Origin of the sequence: Xanthomonas sp. NCPPB 2922 (assembly GCF_041520885.1) — a bacterium.
Classification (GTDB): Bacteria; Pseudomonadota; Gammaproteobacteria; order Xanthomonadales; family Xanthomonadaceae; genus Xanthomonas; species Xanthomonas campestris.
This window is the reverse complement of record NZ_JBGOFY010000036.1, coordinates 1-17,010: the sequence shown is the minus strand read 5'-3', so window position 1 is coordinate 17,010 and position 17,010 is coordinate 1. Positions and strand designations below refer to the sequence as shown.

General features: G+C 56.3%; 16 protein-coding genes, 1 tRNA gene and 1 pseudogene. All 18 read left to right on the top strand.

Translation table 11 applies throughout. The annotated features are described in order from the left end of the window. Positions 1–59: 59 nt before the first annotated feature. Positions 60–134 (top strand) — tRNA-Val (locus tag ACD584_RS21315). Positions 135–531: 397 nt separating this feature from the next. After that, a complete protein-coding gene (locus tag ACD584_RS21310) occupies positions 532–774 on the top strand; it encodes a hypothetical protein (RefSeq protein WP_011269633.1) in 243 nt (80 codons plus the stop codon). A gap of 33 nt (positions 775–807) precedes the next feature. Continuing rightward, on the top strand, positions 808–2,481 hold the full coding sequence (locus ACD584_RS21305; RefSeq protein WP_076036034.1) for a type IV secretory system conjugative DNA transfer family protein: 1,674 nt from the start codon (positions 808–810) through the stop codon (positions 2,479–2,481). Between the two features lie 348 nt (positions 2,482–2,829). Then, positions 2,830–3,240, top strand: a complete 411-nt coding sequence (locus tag ACD584_RS21300; protein WP_006449256.1) for a TcpQ domain-containing protein — start codon at positions 2,830–2,832, stop codon at positions 3,238–3,240. Positions 3,241–3,369: 129 nt separating this feature from the next. Continuing rightward, on the top strand, positions 3,370–4,377 hold the full coding sequence (locus ACD584_RS21295) for a virB8 family protein (protein WP_076036033.1): 1,008 nt from the start codon (positions 3,370–3,372) through the stop codon (positions 4,375–4,377). Beyond that, complete coding sequence (locus tag ACD584_RS21290; RefSeq protein WP_012437992.1) at positions 4,374–5,141, top strand: TrbG/VirB9 family P-type conjugative transfer protein; 768 nt, start codon at positions 4,374–4,376, stop codon at positions 5,139–5,141. Before ACD584_RS21295 ends, ACD584_RS21290 begins: the two co-directional genes overlap by 4 nt. Next, the gene (locus ACD584_RS21285; RefSeq protein WP_075285571.1) at positions 5,138–6,307 is read left to right on the top strand and encodes a TrbI/VirB10 family protein; all 1,170 of its coding nucleotides are present in this window, start codon (positions 5,138–5,140) and stop codon (positions 6,305–6,307) included. The genes ACD584_RS21290 and ACD584_RS21285 overlap by 4 nt, the downstream gene beginning before the upstream one ends. A 5-nt stretch (positions 6,308–6,312) precedes the next feature. Then, positions 6,313–7,362 carry a P-type DNA transfer ATPase VirB11 gene (gene virB11, locus ACD584_RS21280; protein WP_029216906.1) on the top strand — a complete coding sequence of 350 codons (1,050 nt, stop codon included), beginning with the start codon at positions 6,313–6,315 and terminating at the stop codon, positions 7,360–7,362. Between the two features lie 62 nt (positions 7,363–7,424). Then, a complete protein-coding gene (locus ACD584_RS21275; protein WP_175611798.1) occupies positions 7,425–8,252 on the top strand; it encodes a lytic transglycosylase domain-containing protein in 828 nt (275 codons plus the stop codon). A 58-nt stretch (positions 8,253–8,310) separates the two neighbouring features. Continuing rightward, the gene (locus ACD584_RS21270; protein ID WP_040941090.1) at positions 8,311–8,724 is read left to right on the top strand and encodes a TrbC/VirB2 family protein; all 414 of its coding nucleotides are present in this window, start codon (positions 8,311–8,313) and stop codon (positions 8,722–8,724) included. Beyond that, positions 8,717–9,028, top strand: coding sequence for a type IV secretion system protein VirB3 (locus ACD584_RS21265; protein WP_075285572.1), 312 nt, complete (start codon positions 8,717–8,719; stop codon positions 9,026–9,028). The genes ACD584_RS21270 and ACD584_RS21265 overlap by 8 nt, the downstream gene beginning before the upstream one ends. Positions 9,029–9,129: 101 nt before the next feature. After that, complete coding sequence (locus ACD584_RS21260; protein ID WP_076036031.1) at positions 9,130–11,583, top strand: VirB4 family type IV secretion/conjugal transfer ATPase; 2,454 nt, start codon at positions 9,130–9,132, stop codon at positions 11,581–11,583. A 100-nt stretch (positions 11,584–11,683) separates the two neighbouring features. Then, positions 11,684–12,406, top strand: a complete 723-nt coding sequence (locus ACD584_RS21255; protein ID WP_046345990.1) for a hypothetical protein — start codon at positions 11,684–11,686, stop codon at positions 12,404–12,406. 100 nt (positions 12,407–12,506) lie between these two features. Then, positions 12,507–13,565 carry a type IV secretion system protein gene (locus ACD584_RS21250; protein WP_047709431.1) on the top strand — a complete coding sequence of 353 codons (1,059 nt, stop codon included), beginning with the start codon at positions 12,507–12,509 and terminating at the stop codon, positions 13,563–13,565. A gap of 32 nt (positions 13,566–13,597) precedes the next feature. Further along, entirely contained in the window at positions 13,598–14,095 is a 498-nt protein-coding gene (locus ACD584_RS21245; protein ID WP_076036030.1) for a DUF4189 domain-containing protein, read from the top strand. A 170-nt stretch (positions 14,096–14,265) separates the two neighbouring features. Then, positions 14,266–14,892, top strand: a complete 627-nt coding sequence (locus ACD584_RS21240) for an FG-GAP repeat protein (protein ID WP_076036029.1) — start codon at positions 14,266–14,268, stop codon at positions 14,890–14,892. Between the two features lie 104 nt (positions 14,893–14,996). Next, complete coding sequence (locus ACD584_RS21235; protein WP_076036028.1) at positions 14,997–16,298, top strand: peptidoglycan-binding protein; 1,302 nt, start codon at positions 14,997–14,999, stop codon at positions 16,296–16,298. A gap of 92 nt (positions 16,299–16,390) precedes the next feature. Next, positions 16,391–17,010 (top strand): annotated as a pseudogene (locus tag ACD584_RS21230) (type IV secretion system protein); the annotation flags it as partial.

Here is a 17,010-nt window from a genome sequence, read left to right as displayed (position 1 = left end):
CAGCCAAATCCCTGCGCTAGAATGCGCGCCCTGCACAGCGCAATGCTGACGCAGGAAACGGGCGGTTAGCTCAGCGGTAGAGCACTACCTTGACATGGTAGGGGTCACAGGTTCGAACCCTGTACCGCCCACCACTCCAAGTCCAGACGGCACAGCGACTTGAGTGGTTCAACACCGGCAGCGATGGCTGCCAATGACACCAAAGTGACCCCCTGGGAACGAGTAAAGTTCTGCATGTCTGCGGGTGCTTTTATTCTGGTGACAAGCCGTCCTCTCGGGCCTCGGGCCCAGCCCACCGCGAAAGGCGGTGTTTCATCCAACGCCTCGCGCTGGTCAAGAATGGGCTAGGGCCTGCCTCAGGCCGCAAAAAATGCGGGAAAAATCGTACTTCGTGGTATTGGGGCCGTGATCGCTTGGCACCCGCTGTGTCATGGCGAGCCGGGCCGGGCATGGACAGCGTTGAAATCGCTTTCTCAGACGCACGTCTTGCTTTAGCATCGCCTACCGCGCTGACGGAAAGGAAGACTGGCGATGGACGAGTACCAGCACACCGTGCTGACCAGAGGGGGCTATCGCGTGGTGGCCATCACGCGTGAAGAGGTTTATGCAGCTGACAGCGTCGTGGCTTATGCGGTGGTCACGGACGCGGGCACGCGCTTGACGCCCGACCTCTCGCTGGATCAGGCCAAAGTCTGGATCGACTCACTGGTCGAAAGCGAAGGCGGTGGGCGCAAGTCCGACACGCTGGATCACAAGTCAACTATTCGTCGCTAAACGCTGACAGAAGCAAGCCAGGGAGAAGGGCGCGTGTCCAAGCTCAAAATCGCCGCAATCGCCACCGTGGTGACGATGCTCATCGGGTATTGCCTGTCGGGCTACCTGACGTTGCTGCTATTGCGGCTGGATACCAAGCTGTACGCGTGGGACACCTACTATCGCTACGTCAGCGCCATGGGTCTTCCGGAAGTCGCGCCTTACGTGACCAAGATCAAGTTGGCTGGGGCGTTCGGTTTTGGCCTGCCGGGGATCGTCTGGGCAATCGGCATGGTGCTGCTGGTCAAGCCCAAGCAGAAAGCGCTGCATGGCGACGCGCGCTTTGCGGGCGCTGCCGATCTTTCCAAGCATGGGCTGTTCAAGCCAAGCCCGAATGGCATCGTAGTCGGCAAGTTCAATGGCAAGTTGGTCCGGCTCAGTGGCCAGCAGTTCGTCATCCTCGCCGCGCCGACGCGCTCCGGTAAAGGCGTGGGCGTGGTCATTCCCAATCTGCTCGAGTACCAGGAATCGGTGGTGGTTCTGGATATCAAGCAGGAAAACTTCGATCTGACCAGCGGCTGGCGTGCCAGCCAGGGGCACGAGGTTTTTCTCTTCAATCCGTTTGCCGAAGATCGCCGTACGCACCGCTGGAACCCGCTCACCTACGTGTCGGCTGATCCGGCCTTCCGCGTCTCGGATCTGATGAGCATCGCCGCGATGCTGTACCCGGACGGTTCGGACGATCAGAAATTCTGGGTCAGCCAAGCGCGCAACGCGTTCATGGCGTTCTCGCTTTATCTGTTCGAAAACTGGGACGAGGAGCTGTCACTGGGCTTCCCGGGCGGGGCAGGGGCGCCTACGTTGGGCGGAATCTACCGTCTCTCGTCGGGCGACGGCACCGACCTCAAGAAATATCTGAAGTCGCTGTCCGAACGCAGGTTCCTCAGCAGCAACGCCAAATCGGCGTTTGCCAACATGCTGTCACAGGCGGATGAGACCTTCGCCTCCATCATGGGTACCCTGAAAGAGCCGCTCAACGCCTGGATCAATCCCGTCCTGGACGCTGCTACCAGCGCCGACGATTTCCTGCTCACGGATCTGCGCAAGAAGAAAATGACCATCTACATCGGCATCCAGCCCAACAAGCTGGCCGAGAGCCGCCTGATCATCAATCTGCTTTTCAGCCAGATCATCAACCTCAACACCCGCGAACTGCCCAAGTCCAACCCTGAGCTCAAGTACCAGTGCCTGTTGCTGATGGACGAGTTCACCTCGATCGGCAAGGTGGACATCATCTCCACCGCCGTTGCCTACATGGCCGGCTACAACATTCGGCTGCTGCCCATCATCCAGAGCATGGCGCAGCTGGACGCCACCTACGGCAAGGACCTCTCGCGCACCATCATCACCAACCACGCCCTGCAGATCCTCTACGCCCCGCGCGAGCAGCAGGACGCAAATGACTACTCCGAGATGCTGGGGTACACCACCATCAAGAAGAAGAATGTCACCAGAGGGCGTGAGACGACGCATAGCGTTTCCGAGGAGCGCCGGGCGCTGATGTTGCCGCAGGAGCTCAAGGCCATGGGCAACGAGAAGGAAGTCTTCCTATACGAAGGAATCCCGCACCCGGTGAAGTGCGACAAGATCCGCTACTACGAAGACAGGCACTTCACGGCCCGGCTGCTGCCGAAAACGGATGTGAAAACGCTTTCTGTCGGCGTGTGATGTTCATCACATATCGACTGAGGCCATGTATGGGTAATTCTTGACTCATGTGTCCGTTAAGGGCAAAGTTACAAAGAATTCCTGTTTTGTTGGTTTTTTGTTAGGGGGCGGCGCCGGATGGGGCCGTATAGGAGTAACGCTATGGATGGTTCTTTGATGTGCTCATTTACTTCTTCTGCGCGTATGCGCAGCACTGCGCCGCCTGCCTGGGCGGTTCATGTGCGCCTCGCGTTTCCAGCCGGTTTCTCAAAGCCCTTGTTGCTCTGCCATCTTTAGGTGCGCGGGGCCGCTGTGCTGTCCATCATTAAGTCCGAAATTTCCTGAGTTGGAGAAGTCAGAGTGAATCCGATGTATGTGTCCAAGCTGTCATTGGTGTTAGCGGCTGCCATGTTGGCTGGCGCCTGCGCGACCAAGCCTGCTCCCGACTTTGGCGGGCGCTGGAAGCACGTCAATCATTTTGACGAGGCCCCGACCGAAATTCCGCTCTACACCTCCTACACGTATCAGGCCACGCCGATGGATGGCACGCTAAAGACCATGCTGGAACGTTGGGCTGCGGATTCCAATATGCAGTTGTCCTACAACCTGCCGTCGGACTACACCCTGATTGCGCCGGTTTCGAATATCAGCACCACCAGCGTGCAGCAGGCCGCAACAGAGCTGAGCGCGGTGTATGCCGCGCAAGGAGTCTCGGTGTCAGTCTCTGCCAACAAGCTGCTCGTACAGCCCGTAGCGGTATCAACCGGATCCAAGCTTTAAGGAAGCGTCGACTGATGCGATGCACCTGAGGCATCACATTTACAAGGACGTCCATGCTTCCCCCATGCCCGCAACCCATCGCGGCAACAGTTTCAGGCCTGACAAGGCCCCACGGTGACGGATCTAGACATGTTGCGTAAGAAGGTCAGTGAGAAAGATGGATCTGCCCAAGTCGGGGCGGCCGTCCAGAAGGCGGTTAATTACGAGGTGAGCATCGCTGATCTTGCGCGCCGCAGTGAAAAGCGCGCGTGGATTGTGGCGACCTTGTCGATGGTCGTGACCGTCATGACTGCGGGCGGCTATTACTACATGCTGCCGTTGAAGGAGAAAGTGCCCTATCTAGTCATGGCAGATGCCTATTCGGGTACAAGCACTATCGCCAAGCTTGAAGCGAATTTTGGTGGGAGAACGATTACTACGAGTGAGGCCTTGGCGCGTAGCAATATCGCACGCTTCATCATTGCCCGCGAATCGTTTGATTTGTCGATCATCGGTCAACGTGATTGGAATACCGTGTCGGCAATGGGCACGACAAATGTTGTGAATGAATATCGCGCACTGCATTCCTCAAACAATCCGCTACGGCCGTTGAATACGTACGGCAAGCTTCGCGCAGTCCGCGTCAATATCCTAAGTATCACGCTGATCGGCGGGAAGGGGCAGCCCTACAAAGGTGCGACCGTGCGCTTCCAGCGGACCGTATATGACAAGAATTCAACGCTCTCCACGCTGCTCGATAACAAGATCGCCACCATGGGCTTCGTCTATCAGGACAATCTGGAGATGAGTGATAGCTTACGTGTCGAAAATCCCCTGGGATTCCGGGTGACAGATTATCGGGTCGATAACGACTACTCCTCGCTGCCAGCAGCGCCTGCCACTGGTGCTGTCATCAATGCGCAGCCTCAGGCAGCGGCACAGCAGCCTGGCACAGGCGTTGTCGATCCCAACGCGGCAAATGTCTCCGGTGCGATTCCGCAAGGGGGCGTTCCGCTCCAGCAAGGAGCCTTGCCGCAGGGGGGCGTGCCGCAACAGCAAGCACAGCCCGCGTTTCCGGATCAAATGCAGCCGGCGGGTCAGCCTGCGATTCAACCCCAAGGGACGCCGAATAATGTCAATGGAGCAAGCGGTCGATGAAACTTTTTAACCGGTACAGGGCTGCGTTATTTTTAGCGCTGCCACTTGCACTCTGTGCTTTCTCAGCTGCAGCCCAGGTTGTTCAGGAATATGAGTATGCGCCCGATCGTATCTACCAGGTACGTACGGGTCTGGGGATCACCACTCAGGTCGAGCTAAGTCCGAACGAAAAAATCCTGGACTACAGCACCGGTTTCACCGGTGGCTGGGAGCTCACACGACGCGAGAATGTCTTTTATTTGAAGCCGAAGAACGTTGACGTCGATACGAACATGATGATTCGTACGGCAACCCACTCCTACATTCTCGAACTCAAGGTGGTTGCAACGGATTGGCAGCGCCTCGAGCAGGCGAAGCAGGCAGGCGTTCAATACAAGGTGGTGTTTACCTACCCGAAGGACACCAGTTTCAACAATGTCGAAGATGCGGACACGTCGAAGAAAGGTCCGTTGTTGAACGCAAAGATCCTGAAGGATCGTCGTTACTACTATGATTACGATTACTCCACGCGTACCAAGAAATCCTGGCTGATTCCAAGCCGGGTTTACGACGATGGCAAGTTCACGTACATAAACATGGATCTGACGCGGTTTCCAACCGGGAACTTTCCGGCGGTCTTCGCTCGCGAGAAAGAGCACTCCGAGGATTTTCTCGTCAATACGACGGTGGAAGGCAATACCCTGATCGTGCATGGGACCTATCCTTTCCTGGTGGTTCGCCACGGCGATAACGTCCTCGGTCTGCGAAGGAACAAGCAAAAGTGAACTCGAATATTCCCAACGGCCCAGATGATCACTCCCCGAACAACCGCGGAGAAGCGTCGCATAACGGCGAGTACGACGAGCGCAATAATCCGTACTATGCGCGTCAGCAGGCAGGTGCCGCGCCTGACCTGGACGCCAATGAACCGGTGCTGCGCTCCAGCGACATCAAACGGCTGAATCGTAAGGCGCTTGTCTTCCTGGCGGCCATCGCGGCCCTGCTGATTCTCGTCATTTTCTGGCTGGCGACGCAAAGCGGGGACGATTCGGCGCCGCCGAAGCCGCGCGCCGAGACTGTTGTGGCCCCCGCGCTGCCACAGAATATGACTGCGCCCGTCGAAGAGGCACCCGTGCCTCTCGCGCAGCAGCCGAGTCTGCCACCATTGCCGCCGATGCCCACCGACGAGAGCGAAGACACAAGTTCTGCGCCTGAGCGTCAGCGCGGTCCGACATTGTTGGAGCGCCGAATCCTCGCCGAATCCGCTGCGAACGGCGCAGGCATGCCCGGGCAAGCTGGCCCGCCAGCTGCGCCCGGAGAGGAGGATAATGCTGTAACACTGGCGAAGCCGATCAGCAACCCGGACGGATTGTTGGTGCGCGGGACGTACATTCGCTGCATCCTCGAGACCCGGATCATTTCCGATTTCGGTGGCTATACATCGTGCATCGTGACCGAGCCGGTTTACTCCATCAACGGGCACAACCTGCTGCTGCCGAAGGGTTCCAAGATGCTGGGCCAGTATGGTGCCGGGGAGCCGACGACACGGCGTCTGCAGGTGGTCTGGGATCGTGTCACCACGCCGACCGGTCTGGATGTCACGCTGGTGGGGCCCGGGATTGATACGTTGGGTAGCGCCGGCCATCCCGGCAACTACAACGCACACTGGGGCAACAAGATTGCATCGGCGCTGTTCATCAGCCTGCTGAGCGATGCCTTCAAGTATGCGGCTGCCGAATATGGTCCAGAAACGACCACAATCGGTGTTGGCAGCGGAATCGTCACTCAGCAGCCCTTCGAGAGTAATACTGCTCGCAGCATGCAGCAGCTCGCCGAGCAGGCGGTCGAAAAGTCTGGGCGTCGGCCGGCTACCTTGACGATCAATCAGGGCACCGTGTTGAACGTTTATGTTGCCAAGGACGTCGACTTCTCGGCGGTCCTGCCGAAGTGAATGACGTGGTTGCCATGACGATCGATGATTCCCCGACAGCGCGCATCTCGAATGACTTCCTGGATTACCAGTACTCAGTGCTGGGAATCCTGGATTACCTGAACTCGCCTGACGTGACCGAAATCTGCATCAATCGTCCGGGTGAGCTGTATCTTGAGACCATTCATGGGTGGCAGCGGGTTGATGTGCCGTCGCTCACTTACGACCGTGCTCGGCAGTTTTGTACTGCAGTCGTTAACGAGAGCAATACCGGGCAACGTATCACCGACGCCGACCCGGTGGTATCACTGACTTTTCCGACGGGGCAGCGCGCACAGTTCGTGATGCCGCCGGCATGCGACGCCGGCAAGGTATCCATCACGATCCGGTTGCCTTCCAAGCATACGAAGTCGCTGGAGCAGTATAAACACGACGGTTTCTTCGACGAGGTCCTGGAACAGTCGGCCGATGTCAGCGACCATGACCAGGAGTTGCTGGAATTGCGCCGTAAACGTGACTATGCCGAGTTCTTCAAAAAGTGCGTGCTGTACAAGAAGAATGTAGTCGTGGCTGGGGCAACAGGCAGCGGCAAGACCACCTTCATGAAGGCACTTGTTAATCACATCCCCAACGAAGAACGTCTTGTCACCATCGAGGACGCGCGTGAGCTGTTCATCAGTCAGCCCAATTCCGTGCACCTGTTGTATTCGAAGGGTGGACAGAGCGCCAGCAATGTGACTGCCAAGAGTTGCATGGAGGCATGCCTGCGCATGAAACCGGATCGCATCATCCTGGCCGAGTTGCGTGGTGATGAGTCGTTCTACTTCATCCGTAACTGCGCATCGGGACATCCGGGTTCCATCACCAGTTGCCACGCCGGTAGCGTCGAGCAGACCTGGGACCAGTTGGCCTTGATGGTGAAGGCATCCAACGAAGGCTCCGGTCTGGAGTTCGAAGTGATCAAGCGTTTGCTGCGAATGACGATCGACATCGTGGTTCACATCAAGGCACACGCCGGGCGCCGGTTCATCACGGGCATCGACTTCGATCCTCTGAGAACCTTGCGCGGCGGTTGAGGGGCAAATTCTTTCGTTAGGGCTGGTTTGGTTTTGCAAGGAGTAATGACATGTTGCCTGGCATGGAACTGATGGGGTGCACTGGACTTGCTGTTCCTGGCGAGGTGATGCAGCACGTTGTCCGTGTCGAGTCGTCGCGTAATCCGTATGCCATCGGTGTGGTTGGCGGGCGCTTGGTGCGTGAGCCACGGGGTTTGGCTGAGGCAGTCGCCACCGCCAAGATGCTGGAACAGAAGGGTTATAACTTCTCCCTGGGGTTAGGCCAAGTCAATCGCTACAACCTGCAGAAGTACGGGCTGACCAGTTACGAGATGGCATTCGACAAATGCCCCAATCTGGTCGCTGCTTCGAGGATTCTGGCTGAGTGCCATTCGCGCTCCGGCGCAAATTGGGGCAAGTCGTTCAGCTGTTACTACTCCGGTAACTTCGAGACCGGCTTCAAGCACGGTTATGTCCAGAAGATCTATGCATCCATTCGTCAGTCGGTAGCATCATCCTCTGGAGCCGAGCCCATTGCGGTCGTGCCGACGCGACAGGTGCAGTTGCGGCCTGCCAATCCGCTCAAGCAGGCAGCCGCCGAATTGGCAGATGCGATCGTGGCGCGTCGTATTCAGGACCTATCCGGGGCGGGCAACACGGTGGCTTCACCGTCCGGGCCTATGCTGTCATCACCTTCGGCACCTTACTCTCTGCCGAGTCGGGCCACCCCCGTGGCACCTACAGCGGAGAACGAGTTGTATGTGATAAAGCCGACAGGGCAGGGGCGTGGGGTGGCGCTGCCCGCCGTCTCACCCCAGACCTCGACGCAGACTGATCAACCCGCAAATCCCGTTTTAATGCCGCGTGCACCACAGGCGGCTCCGCAAGTAGATAGCGCATTTGTTTTTTAGGATGGAAGATCGCCAAGGACACGGCTGCTGGACCCCCTCTGTTCCCAAGGAGTTAGACATGAAGTTTGAAATCGACAAGAAGACAATGGCAGATGCCAAGATGGTTGGCACCCAGGCAGTGAAGGCGCTGGTATTCATCTCGCTGCTGATGGTTGCCGGTGGTGCAGCAGCAGAAAGCAACGGCCTTGGTGGCACGGACACTCAGGTTTGCGGCTTCCTGAATAATGTGAAGAAGCTTCTGAACATGGGTTCGATTGCAGTGGTCACCATTGCGGTTATCGTGGCCGGGTATCAAATTGCCTTTGCACACAAGCGTATCTCTGAGGTTTCCCCGATCCTTATCGGTGGTGTTCTGATTGGCGCAGCTGGCCAGATCGCCAACATGATTCTTCAAAACAAGGATGGTGCTGCTGCTAACGACTGCTCGGGAGTCGGTGCTGCGTTGGTGCAGATCGCTCAGTACTATGCATAAAGACGTCCTCTTCCGCGGCTGCACCCGTCCGGCGATGTTTCTGGGGGTGCCGTATATCCCTTTCTTCATCGGTGCGGGCGGTGGCTTGCTGTTGGGGATGTACATCAATCTTTGGTACCTGTTCACCATCCCCGTCATCATCTTTGGCATGCAGCAAATGGCAAAGAGGGACGAAATGATTTTCAGGTTGCTTGGATTGCGCTGGCTTTTCCGAATGCGCGCTCGAAACCTTCAGCGTTACTCCGGGATGTGGGTATTCACTCCCAACGAGTACCGCAAGGGCCCGCCGGGCAAGCCGCGATGAGCACTTGAGAAAGTTAGCCAACCCCATGCGTTCAATCCGCGTGGGGTTGGTGTTTTAGATAGTTCCTGGTGCGATGCTTTTCCTCTTAATTTGGTAAGACCATGTTCAGTCCAGACAGTCCGATCGGCGAATTTGTTTCCATTTCGACACATGTCGCTCCGTCCGTCGTCAAGACGACAGGTGGAGACTATCTGTTGATCTGGCATCTGGCTGGCCTGCCCTTCGTTGGGCGTGACGAGTTCGAACTCGAACAGCGGCACAACACATTTAATCGGTTGCTGCAAACCTTGCGTGCACCGGATTTCGCCAATATCGCGTTCTGGGTTCATGACGTTCGCCGTCGTCGAAAAATTGGCACGGGCGGGCGCTTCAAGCAATCGTTCAATCAGACGTTGTCCGACGAGTATTACGCAGCGCTATCCTCGCAAAAAATCATGCAGAACGAGTTGTACTTCAGCATGATCTATCGCCCGGTGGTGACGGGGCGGCGCCTAGTCGAAAAATCTGCAAATCCTGACAAGATCCGTGCCGAGGAAGAGCAGGCCATCTCCAAGATCGTCGAGTTGGCCACCAACGTCGAGGCGGTACTGAAGGATTATTCACCTTACCGGCTCGGCATGTATGAGGCCAAGAATGGTGTGGTGTTTTCCGAGACGCTGGAGTTTCTCGGCTACCTGCTCAACCGGATCGACGAGCCTGTTCCGGTGCTGCAAGCTCCTGTTCCGGCTTATCTGCCTGTCAGCAAGCACATGTTTGCCAACAAGACCGGCGATTTTGTCATTCGCACCCCGGATGGCATCAATCACTTTGGTGCGATCCTCAACGTCAAGGAATATGCCGACGGAACCTATCCGGGCATTCTCAATGGCCTGAAGTATCTTGATTTCGAATACGTGATGACGCATTCGTTCAGCCCGGTCGGGCGCCACGATGCCTTGAAGGTGTTGGAACGCACCAAGGGAATGATGATTTCGTCTGGCGACAAGTCGTCCAGCCAGATCCGTGACTTAGACCTGGCGATGGACGACGTGGCGTCCGGCAACTTCGTATTGGGCGAATATCACTTTACATTGGCGGTCTATGCCGATAGCCAGGAGAAGTTGGCCAGGCAGATCGCGACGACACGCGCCGAATTGTCCAACGCCGGTTTCGTATCCGCCAAGGAAGATCTGGCAATCGCCTCCTCGTTCTATGCGCAGCTGCCGGGCAACTGGCGCTTCCGTACACGTATCGCCAACTTGAGTTCGCTCAATTTCCTCGGGTTGTCGCCGCTGCACAACTTTGCTCAGGGCAAGCAGCACAACAACCCGTGGGGCGACTGCGTTACCACGTTGCAGACCACCAACGGGCAGCCGTATTACTTCAACTTCCACGCCACGCATCCGGCCGAGAATTCCCTCGGCGAGAAGGCGATCGGCAACACGATGGTGATCGGCAAGTCCGGTACCGGCAAGACGGCGCTGATCAACTTCCTGCTGAGCCAGGTGCAGAAGTTCGATCCGATCCCAACCATTTTCTTCTTCGACAAGGACCGCGGCGCGGAGATCTTCGTGCGAGCGTGTGGCGGCAATTATCTGGCGCTGGAAAATGGCGTGCCGACCGGCTTCAACCCGTTCCAGTGCGAGCGCAATGAAGCCAATACGCAGTTCCTCGCCGAACTGATCAAGGTGCTGGGCGGCAAGCCCGAATATAGCTCCCGCGAGGAAGAAGACATCTATCGTGCGGTCGAAGGCATGCTGGACACGCCCATGCACCTGCGTAGTATGAGCAACTTCCGCAAGAGCCTGCCCAACATGGGTGACGACGGGCTGTACGCGCGCCTGCGTCGCTGGACGGCTGGTAACTCGCTAGGCTGGGTGTTCGACAACCCCGTCGATACCATCGACCTGACGCGCGCCTCGATCATCGGCTTCGACTACACCGATGTGATCGATAACGCCGAAGTCCGAGTGCCGGTGATCAATTACCTGCTGCACCGCCTGGAAGCGTTGATCGATGGCCGCCCGCTCATCTACGTGATGGACGAGTTCTGGAAGATCCTCGATGGCAAGGGTGGCCTGAAAGAGTTCGCCAAGAACAAGCAGAAGACCATCCGTAAACAAAACGGCCTGGGCATCTTCGCCACGCAGAGCCCGGAGGACGCCCTGGCCAGCGACATCGCTGCGGCGCTGATCGAGCAGACCGCCACAATGGTGCTTCTGCCGAACCCCAATGCCAGTCGCGACGATTACATCGAAGGCCTCAAGCTGACCGATGCCGAGTACCAGGTAGTGGTCTCGCTGGACGAGCGCTCGCGCTGCTTCCTGGTCAAGCAAGGCCATGCGTCTGCAGTGTGCCAGCTCAACCTGCGTGGGATGGATGACGCACTATCGGTCATTTCGTCCTCGACCGACAACATCGAGATCATGCATGAAATCCTGGGCGGCAAGGCCAGCAAGCTTGGCGTCACCGTCGATCAACTGACGCCGGAGCAATGGTTGAACGATTTCTATGCCAAGCGCAAGGGCTCGGGCAAGCGCAAAGCCGTCAAAGACAAGGAGGCCGAAGATGCGTAGTTCCCATCATCGGCAGCACACTTTCCACGCATCAACTTCATCTGTGTCAGGAGGCAAAAACATCATGGCAACCAAGTTCAGACATTTTTCTTGCGTGTTCATGGGGCTGGTGCTGTTCTGCATGGCCGGAGCCGCGAGTGCGCAGTGGGAAGTCGTCGACAAAGACCTCAACACCAAAGTAAAAGAGATCCAGAACTCACTGAAGCTCGGCAAAAAGCCCAAAGACAAGGACAGCGGGACAGAAGTCGACAAACCCAAGGAAGAGATCAAGGTGGTGCCGGATGACTACGGGATTGCCGATTGTTCAAGCACCACGGCGGGGACGCCGGTGGCGACCCAGCAGAAAGAAGGGTGCGAGCTGATTCAGCGCACGCGCAATTCGCAGTACAACTATATGGTGGCGATGTACGACATCACCAAAAAGCGTCTTGAACGCTTGCGCAAGATCGAACAAGAGCGCGCAGAGATCAAAGACACTGAACTCGGTAAGTTGGAGGACAATACCAACAAGCTGATCGCACTGAAGACACTGATGGACATTGATCGCCAGCAAATGGAATCGGCGATGTTTGCGTATCAAACGCGGCTGGGCTTCTTGACCAAGCAACAGGATGCGCAGGCATGGGCGGCGATGCGGGGCAAGAAGGCGCCCTCCGGGGATCCCTCTAGCCAAGGAGGCATCGGCAGCTTCTTCGAGAGTCTGGGCAACACCTTGGGGGATTTCGGCAAGTCGGTGGTCGCCGGGGTCGCCATGAAGGCGGCGTTGGATTCGGTCAGATCCGACAGACCTCGTGATATGGAGCCATTAGATTTGGGCAAGTGAGATCTCGGCACGCGCAGGATGCGCGTGCCGTCGCAGGTGTAATCGAACCCGGAGCAGCGAGTGCTCCACGGCCTGGCCGTCCAGTGGAATGTGGTGACATATGGATTTTCTGAGCAGTCTTGGTAATTACGCGTTCTTCTCGCTGATCAACGATTTCCTGCGCGACGAGATCGATATATTTCAGTGGACGCTACTGCAGCGCACCTCGGCCTTGATTGGCATTGTGTCCTTGACGGTGTTGACGCTGTGGGTCATGTTCCAGGGGTATCGCATTGTGACCGGCCAGTCCCGCGAGGCGGCAATGGGCTTGGTGGTGACGGCGTTGCGCGCGGCGCTGATCATCGGTCTGGCGACGAGCATGGCCGAAGGTTCGTCGAAACTGTACTGGACGCTGACTGACGGTGTTAGTCAGTCCATTACCCAAGTGGTGACCGGGGATTCGGAAAGTCCCTACGATGCGATCGACAAGAATTTGGGCTTGATGCAGATCGCGATGATGAGCATCGATCAGATCCAGACTGCAGGCAACCAACAGCGAGACGACGAGAAGACGCGTGCGCGCTGGTTCACCGGGGTGGGAATGGCAGGCCCCGGCGTGGTGGGGGGCTCACTGCTGCTGTTGAACAAGATCGGTATGGCGCTGTTTGTGGGCTTCGGTCCCTTGTTCATCATGTGCCTGTTGTTCCAGGCGACGAAGTCGTTGTTCAGCAAGTGGCTGCTATATGGGTTAGGTATGGTGTTTTCGTTGTCGGTGCTGAGCTTCACGGTGAGCCTGGCAACGAAGGTGATCGGCGCAGTGGCTGTCGCATTCCTGGTGAAGTACGCGATGCCAGGAAACAGTGGCGAGGGCATCAGCAGCATGGCATTGCAACAAGGAGGGCTTGGCCTGGTGATGACAACTCTAATTGTGACCGCACCACCGATGGCAGCGGCCTTCTTCCAGGGCACGCTGGGTCAGTTCACGGCGTACTCGGCGCTGGGGCAGCTTGACCGGGCCAATCAGGAGCCGGGGGCTGGTAGGCCTTATCAGCCTTCGGAGCCTGCTAAGGAGCGTAATGACTCTGGTGCAGATCATGGACGTAGAAATACCGTTATGCGGACCGAGCCTGCTCCATCTCAGGAGCCTGCAGCTGGTAGCCGCGGTATCGCCACGAAATAACTGACGAAATTGTAAAAAATAAGGTTATTTTTATGAGAATTAGAATATTTTTTTACGGTTTCATTTTTTTTGTATTTAATTCCTTCCCAGCTTTTGGACAAACCGCATGTCCAAATGGTGTCGCACCCGGTAGCCCACAATGTGGACCCGATTCAGGAACTTCAAGGGGGGAAATTGCATCTCCGCCTCCTCGGCCAACTGGAGAATGGATAAAGACGTGGGGCGCAATTGCAGGCTCAGACTCTACAGGCGAGTCTGGCGCAGTGGTTGGTAAGCTATCACAAGAGGATGCTAAGAACTCTGCACTTTATCAATGCTCTTTAGGGGGGGCTTCTGATTGCGAGGTTGATTTTGTTTATAAAAACCAATGTGCTGCTCTTGTTTCAAGCGATACGAGAGGTTTCTCTCAGGCTTCTGCTACAAAAGAGCGGGCAGTTGATCTGGCTACAAGCAGGTGTGAAAAAAGTGGTGGCAAGGACTGTAAATTAATGTATTCCGGATGCTCTGATCCAATATTTAAAAAATATTAAAAGGGTTTTCTATGTTGGAGCGTGCACTAGCCAGAGCTTTGGTGGGGGCGCTGTACTTAGGTTGTGTCGTCTCGATCACAGCGTGCAGTCCTAGCAATGCTCCGTCCGCAGAGACTGACGGAGCGGAAGTTGGTAAAAAGCCTGAATCCTCGCCGCAAAAGGATTTGAAAATGCCGTCAACCGTTAATGCCACACTCAATGGTCAGGGCGAGATAAGAGCAGATATCAGCGGTATCGCTGTTTCAATCAAAGCGCAGAGCTGCAACGAAGATAGTCCAGGGATCATGCTATGTAACCGTTCGCCGGTCGTGGAGGTGGCATTTCCGGGAGTCAGGGCAATTTCTGTCGAGCCTGAGGCATTGTACGTGGATAGCAATTCCACGTTCTATCATGGTCCGCTAGACGACACTTACAAGAAAAACCGCCACTCAATCATTTTGGCCGATATCAATGGCGATGGACACGAAGATGTAGTGGTGTGGTCTGGAAAAGAGGGTGGTTATGGTGGCCCCTCTTACAGTGTCTATCTTTTCGATTCTGCGCAAAGACGCCTTGTCTTCAATCAGTCGCTTTCCGATATCACGGTAATGGCCAATGGCTTATTCTCCGTGAAAGGAAATCTACTGACGTCTACTTCTGGGGATGGATGCTGTATCCATGTTTTTGATACCTACGAACTCAGAAAGGACGAGGCAGTGCTGATAGAGCGGGTAACCGAAGACACGAATGATCCGGCCAACCCGAAGAAACGGATCGAGCGACTTCAAAACGGTGAGATGAAGGAGGTAACTAAATAGGAAGTGGGTGGTAGTTTGTAGTGAGTACATGCAACGCATCTTCGGGTTTGTAGTGCCGATGATGCAACAACAAATTCTAATGACATGCACGTACGGAGAATACTATGAGTGATGGACGTGGCCGGAGCACCGAAGGCTTTGGTGTGGATCGAGAATATTCCGTTAGATTGATCGTCAAAACCGCGCTTGAGAACGGTGTGACCGATCCAAAGCAAATATCGTACATGTTGGCGACGGCTCAGCATGAGACGCGTAACTTTCAGGCGCCTGAAGAAGATTTCGGGCGTAGCCAAGCGCGCAAGCTTGGATATAGCGGCGGCGAAGAATTTTATGGCCGTGGCTACGTGCATCTCACCCATGACTACAATTATGCAAAGTTTGACAAGTTGCTGGGCCTGAATGGTGAAATGGTCCGCAATCCAGATATGGCGAAGGATCCAGAAATCGCCGCAAAGGTATTGGTTGTTGGTATGCGCGATGGCTTGTTTACTGGCAAGCCTCTTGATCGCTATATTGATGCCGATAGCCACGACTTCTATAATGCTAGGCGTGTAGTAAATGGTGTTACGCCCAGCAAACCTTGGAGTATTGAAGCAGCCAAAGACTGCCAACGGCACGCGGAAAGTTGGGAGCGTCGTGTTCCTGATTTGATCGAGAGCGTCAAGCGCGATGGTGTTGATCTCAAAGCCAGCATAGCGCCCAGTTCGACCTCCCATCACGCCGTGAAATCGCACGATGGCAAACTAGAACAGGGCGAGCGCGGTGAGTCGGTGAAGCAGTTGCAAGGCCAGCTTGCTCAGCTCGGCGCAACCGGCCGCGACGGCAAGCCGCTGCACCCTGATGGCGACTTCGGCGGCAACACCAAATACGCGGTCGAGCAATTCCAGCGCGAGCGTGGTTTGCAGGTAGATGGTGTGGTGGGTAACCAGACGCAGGCAGCCTTGGGGCAGGCACTGTCGCAGCAAACGGCCAGGCAAGCCGAGCAGACGGCTGCTCCCGCTGCACAGGCACAGTCAGCATCTGGTCCCCTGCTTTCCGACCCTCGTCATCCAGATAACGCGATGTACAACGGAGCAGTGAGTAAGCTCGAAGCGCTAGGCGAGCGTGGCGGTTTCGCCAACCGCAAAGAGCTTGAGCAAGCAGCTGGTCAGATCGTTTTCGAGGCGAAAGTCAGTGGGCTCGAACGCATCGATCATGTTGCGCCGAATAAGAGCGGTGACGGTTTCTTTGCAGTGCAGGGCGAGATGACCGATCCGGCGATGCGCCGGGTTTTTGTGGACCGCGACCAGACGCAGAGCCAATCATTAGAAAACAGCTCCCGACAAGCGGCCGAGGAAGGCCAGCGCCAGACGACACAGGTGCAGTCTCAGGTGCAAGAAACCGAGGCGCGTAGCAGGACGATTTGATCGTGCCGTAGGGGTCAATCGATGACCTTGGCATTTGACATAAGCATTGCCAAGGTCATCTTGTCTGCACATGAAGATCTTGCAGCGACGAGATCGATATATTTCAGTGGACGCTACTGCAGCGCACCTCGGCCTTGATTGGCATTGTGTCCTTGACGGTGTTGACGCTGTGGGTCATGTTCCAGGGGTATCGCATCGTGACCGGCCAGTCCCGCGAGGCGGCGATGGGCCTGGTGGTGACGGCGTTGCGTGCGGCGCTGATCATCGGTCTGGCGACGAGCATGGCCGAAGGTTCGTCGAAACTGTACTGGACGCTGACTGACGGTGTTAGCCAGTCCATTACCCAAGTGGTGACCGGGGATTCGGAAAGTCCCTACGATGCGATCGACAAGAATTTGGGCTTGATGCAGATTGCGATGATGAGCATCGATCAGATGCAGACTGCAGGCAACCAGCAGCGAGACTACGAGAAGACGCGTGCGCGCTGGTTCACTGGGGTGGGAATGGCAGGCCCCGGCGTGGTGGGGGGCTCACTGCTGCTGTTGAACAAGATCGGTATGGCGCTGTTTGTGGGCTTCGGTCCTTGTTCATCATGTGCCTGTTGTTCCAGGCGACGAAGTCGTTGTTCAGCAAGTGGCTGCTATATGGCTTAGGCATGGTGTTTTCGTTGTCGGTACTGAGCTTCACGGTGAGCCTGGCAACGAAGGTGATC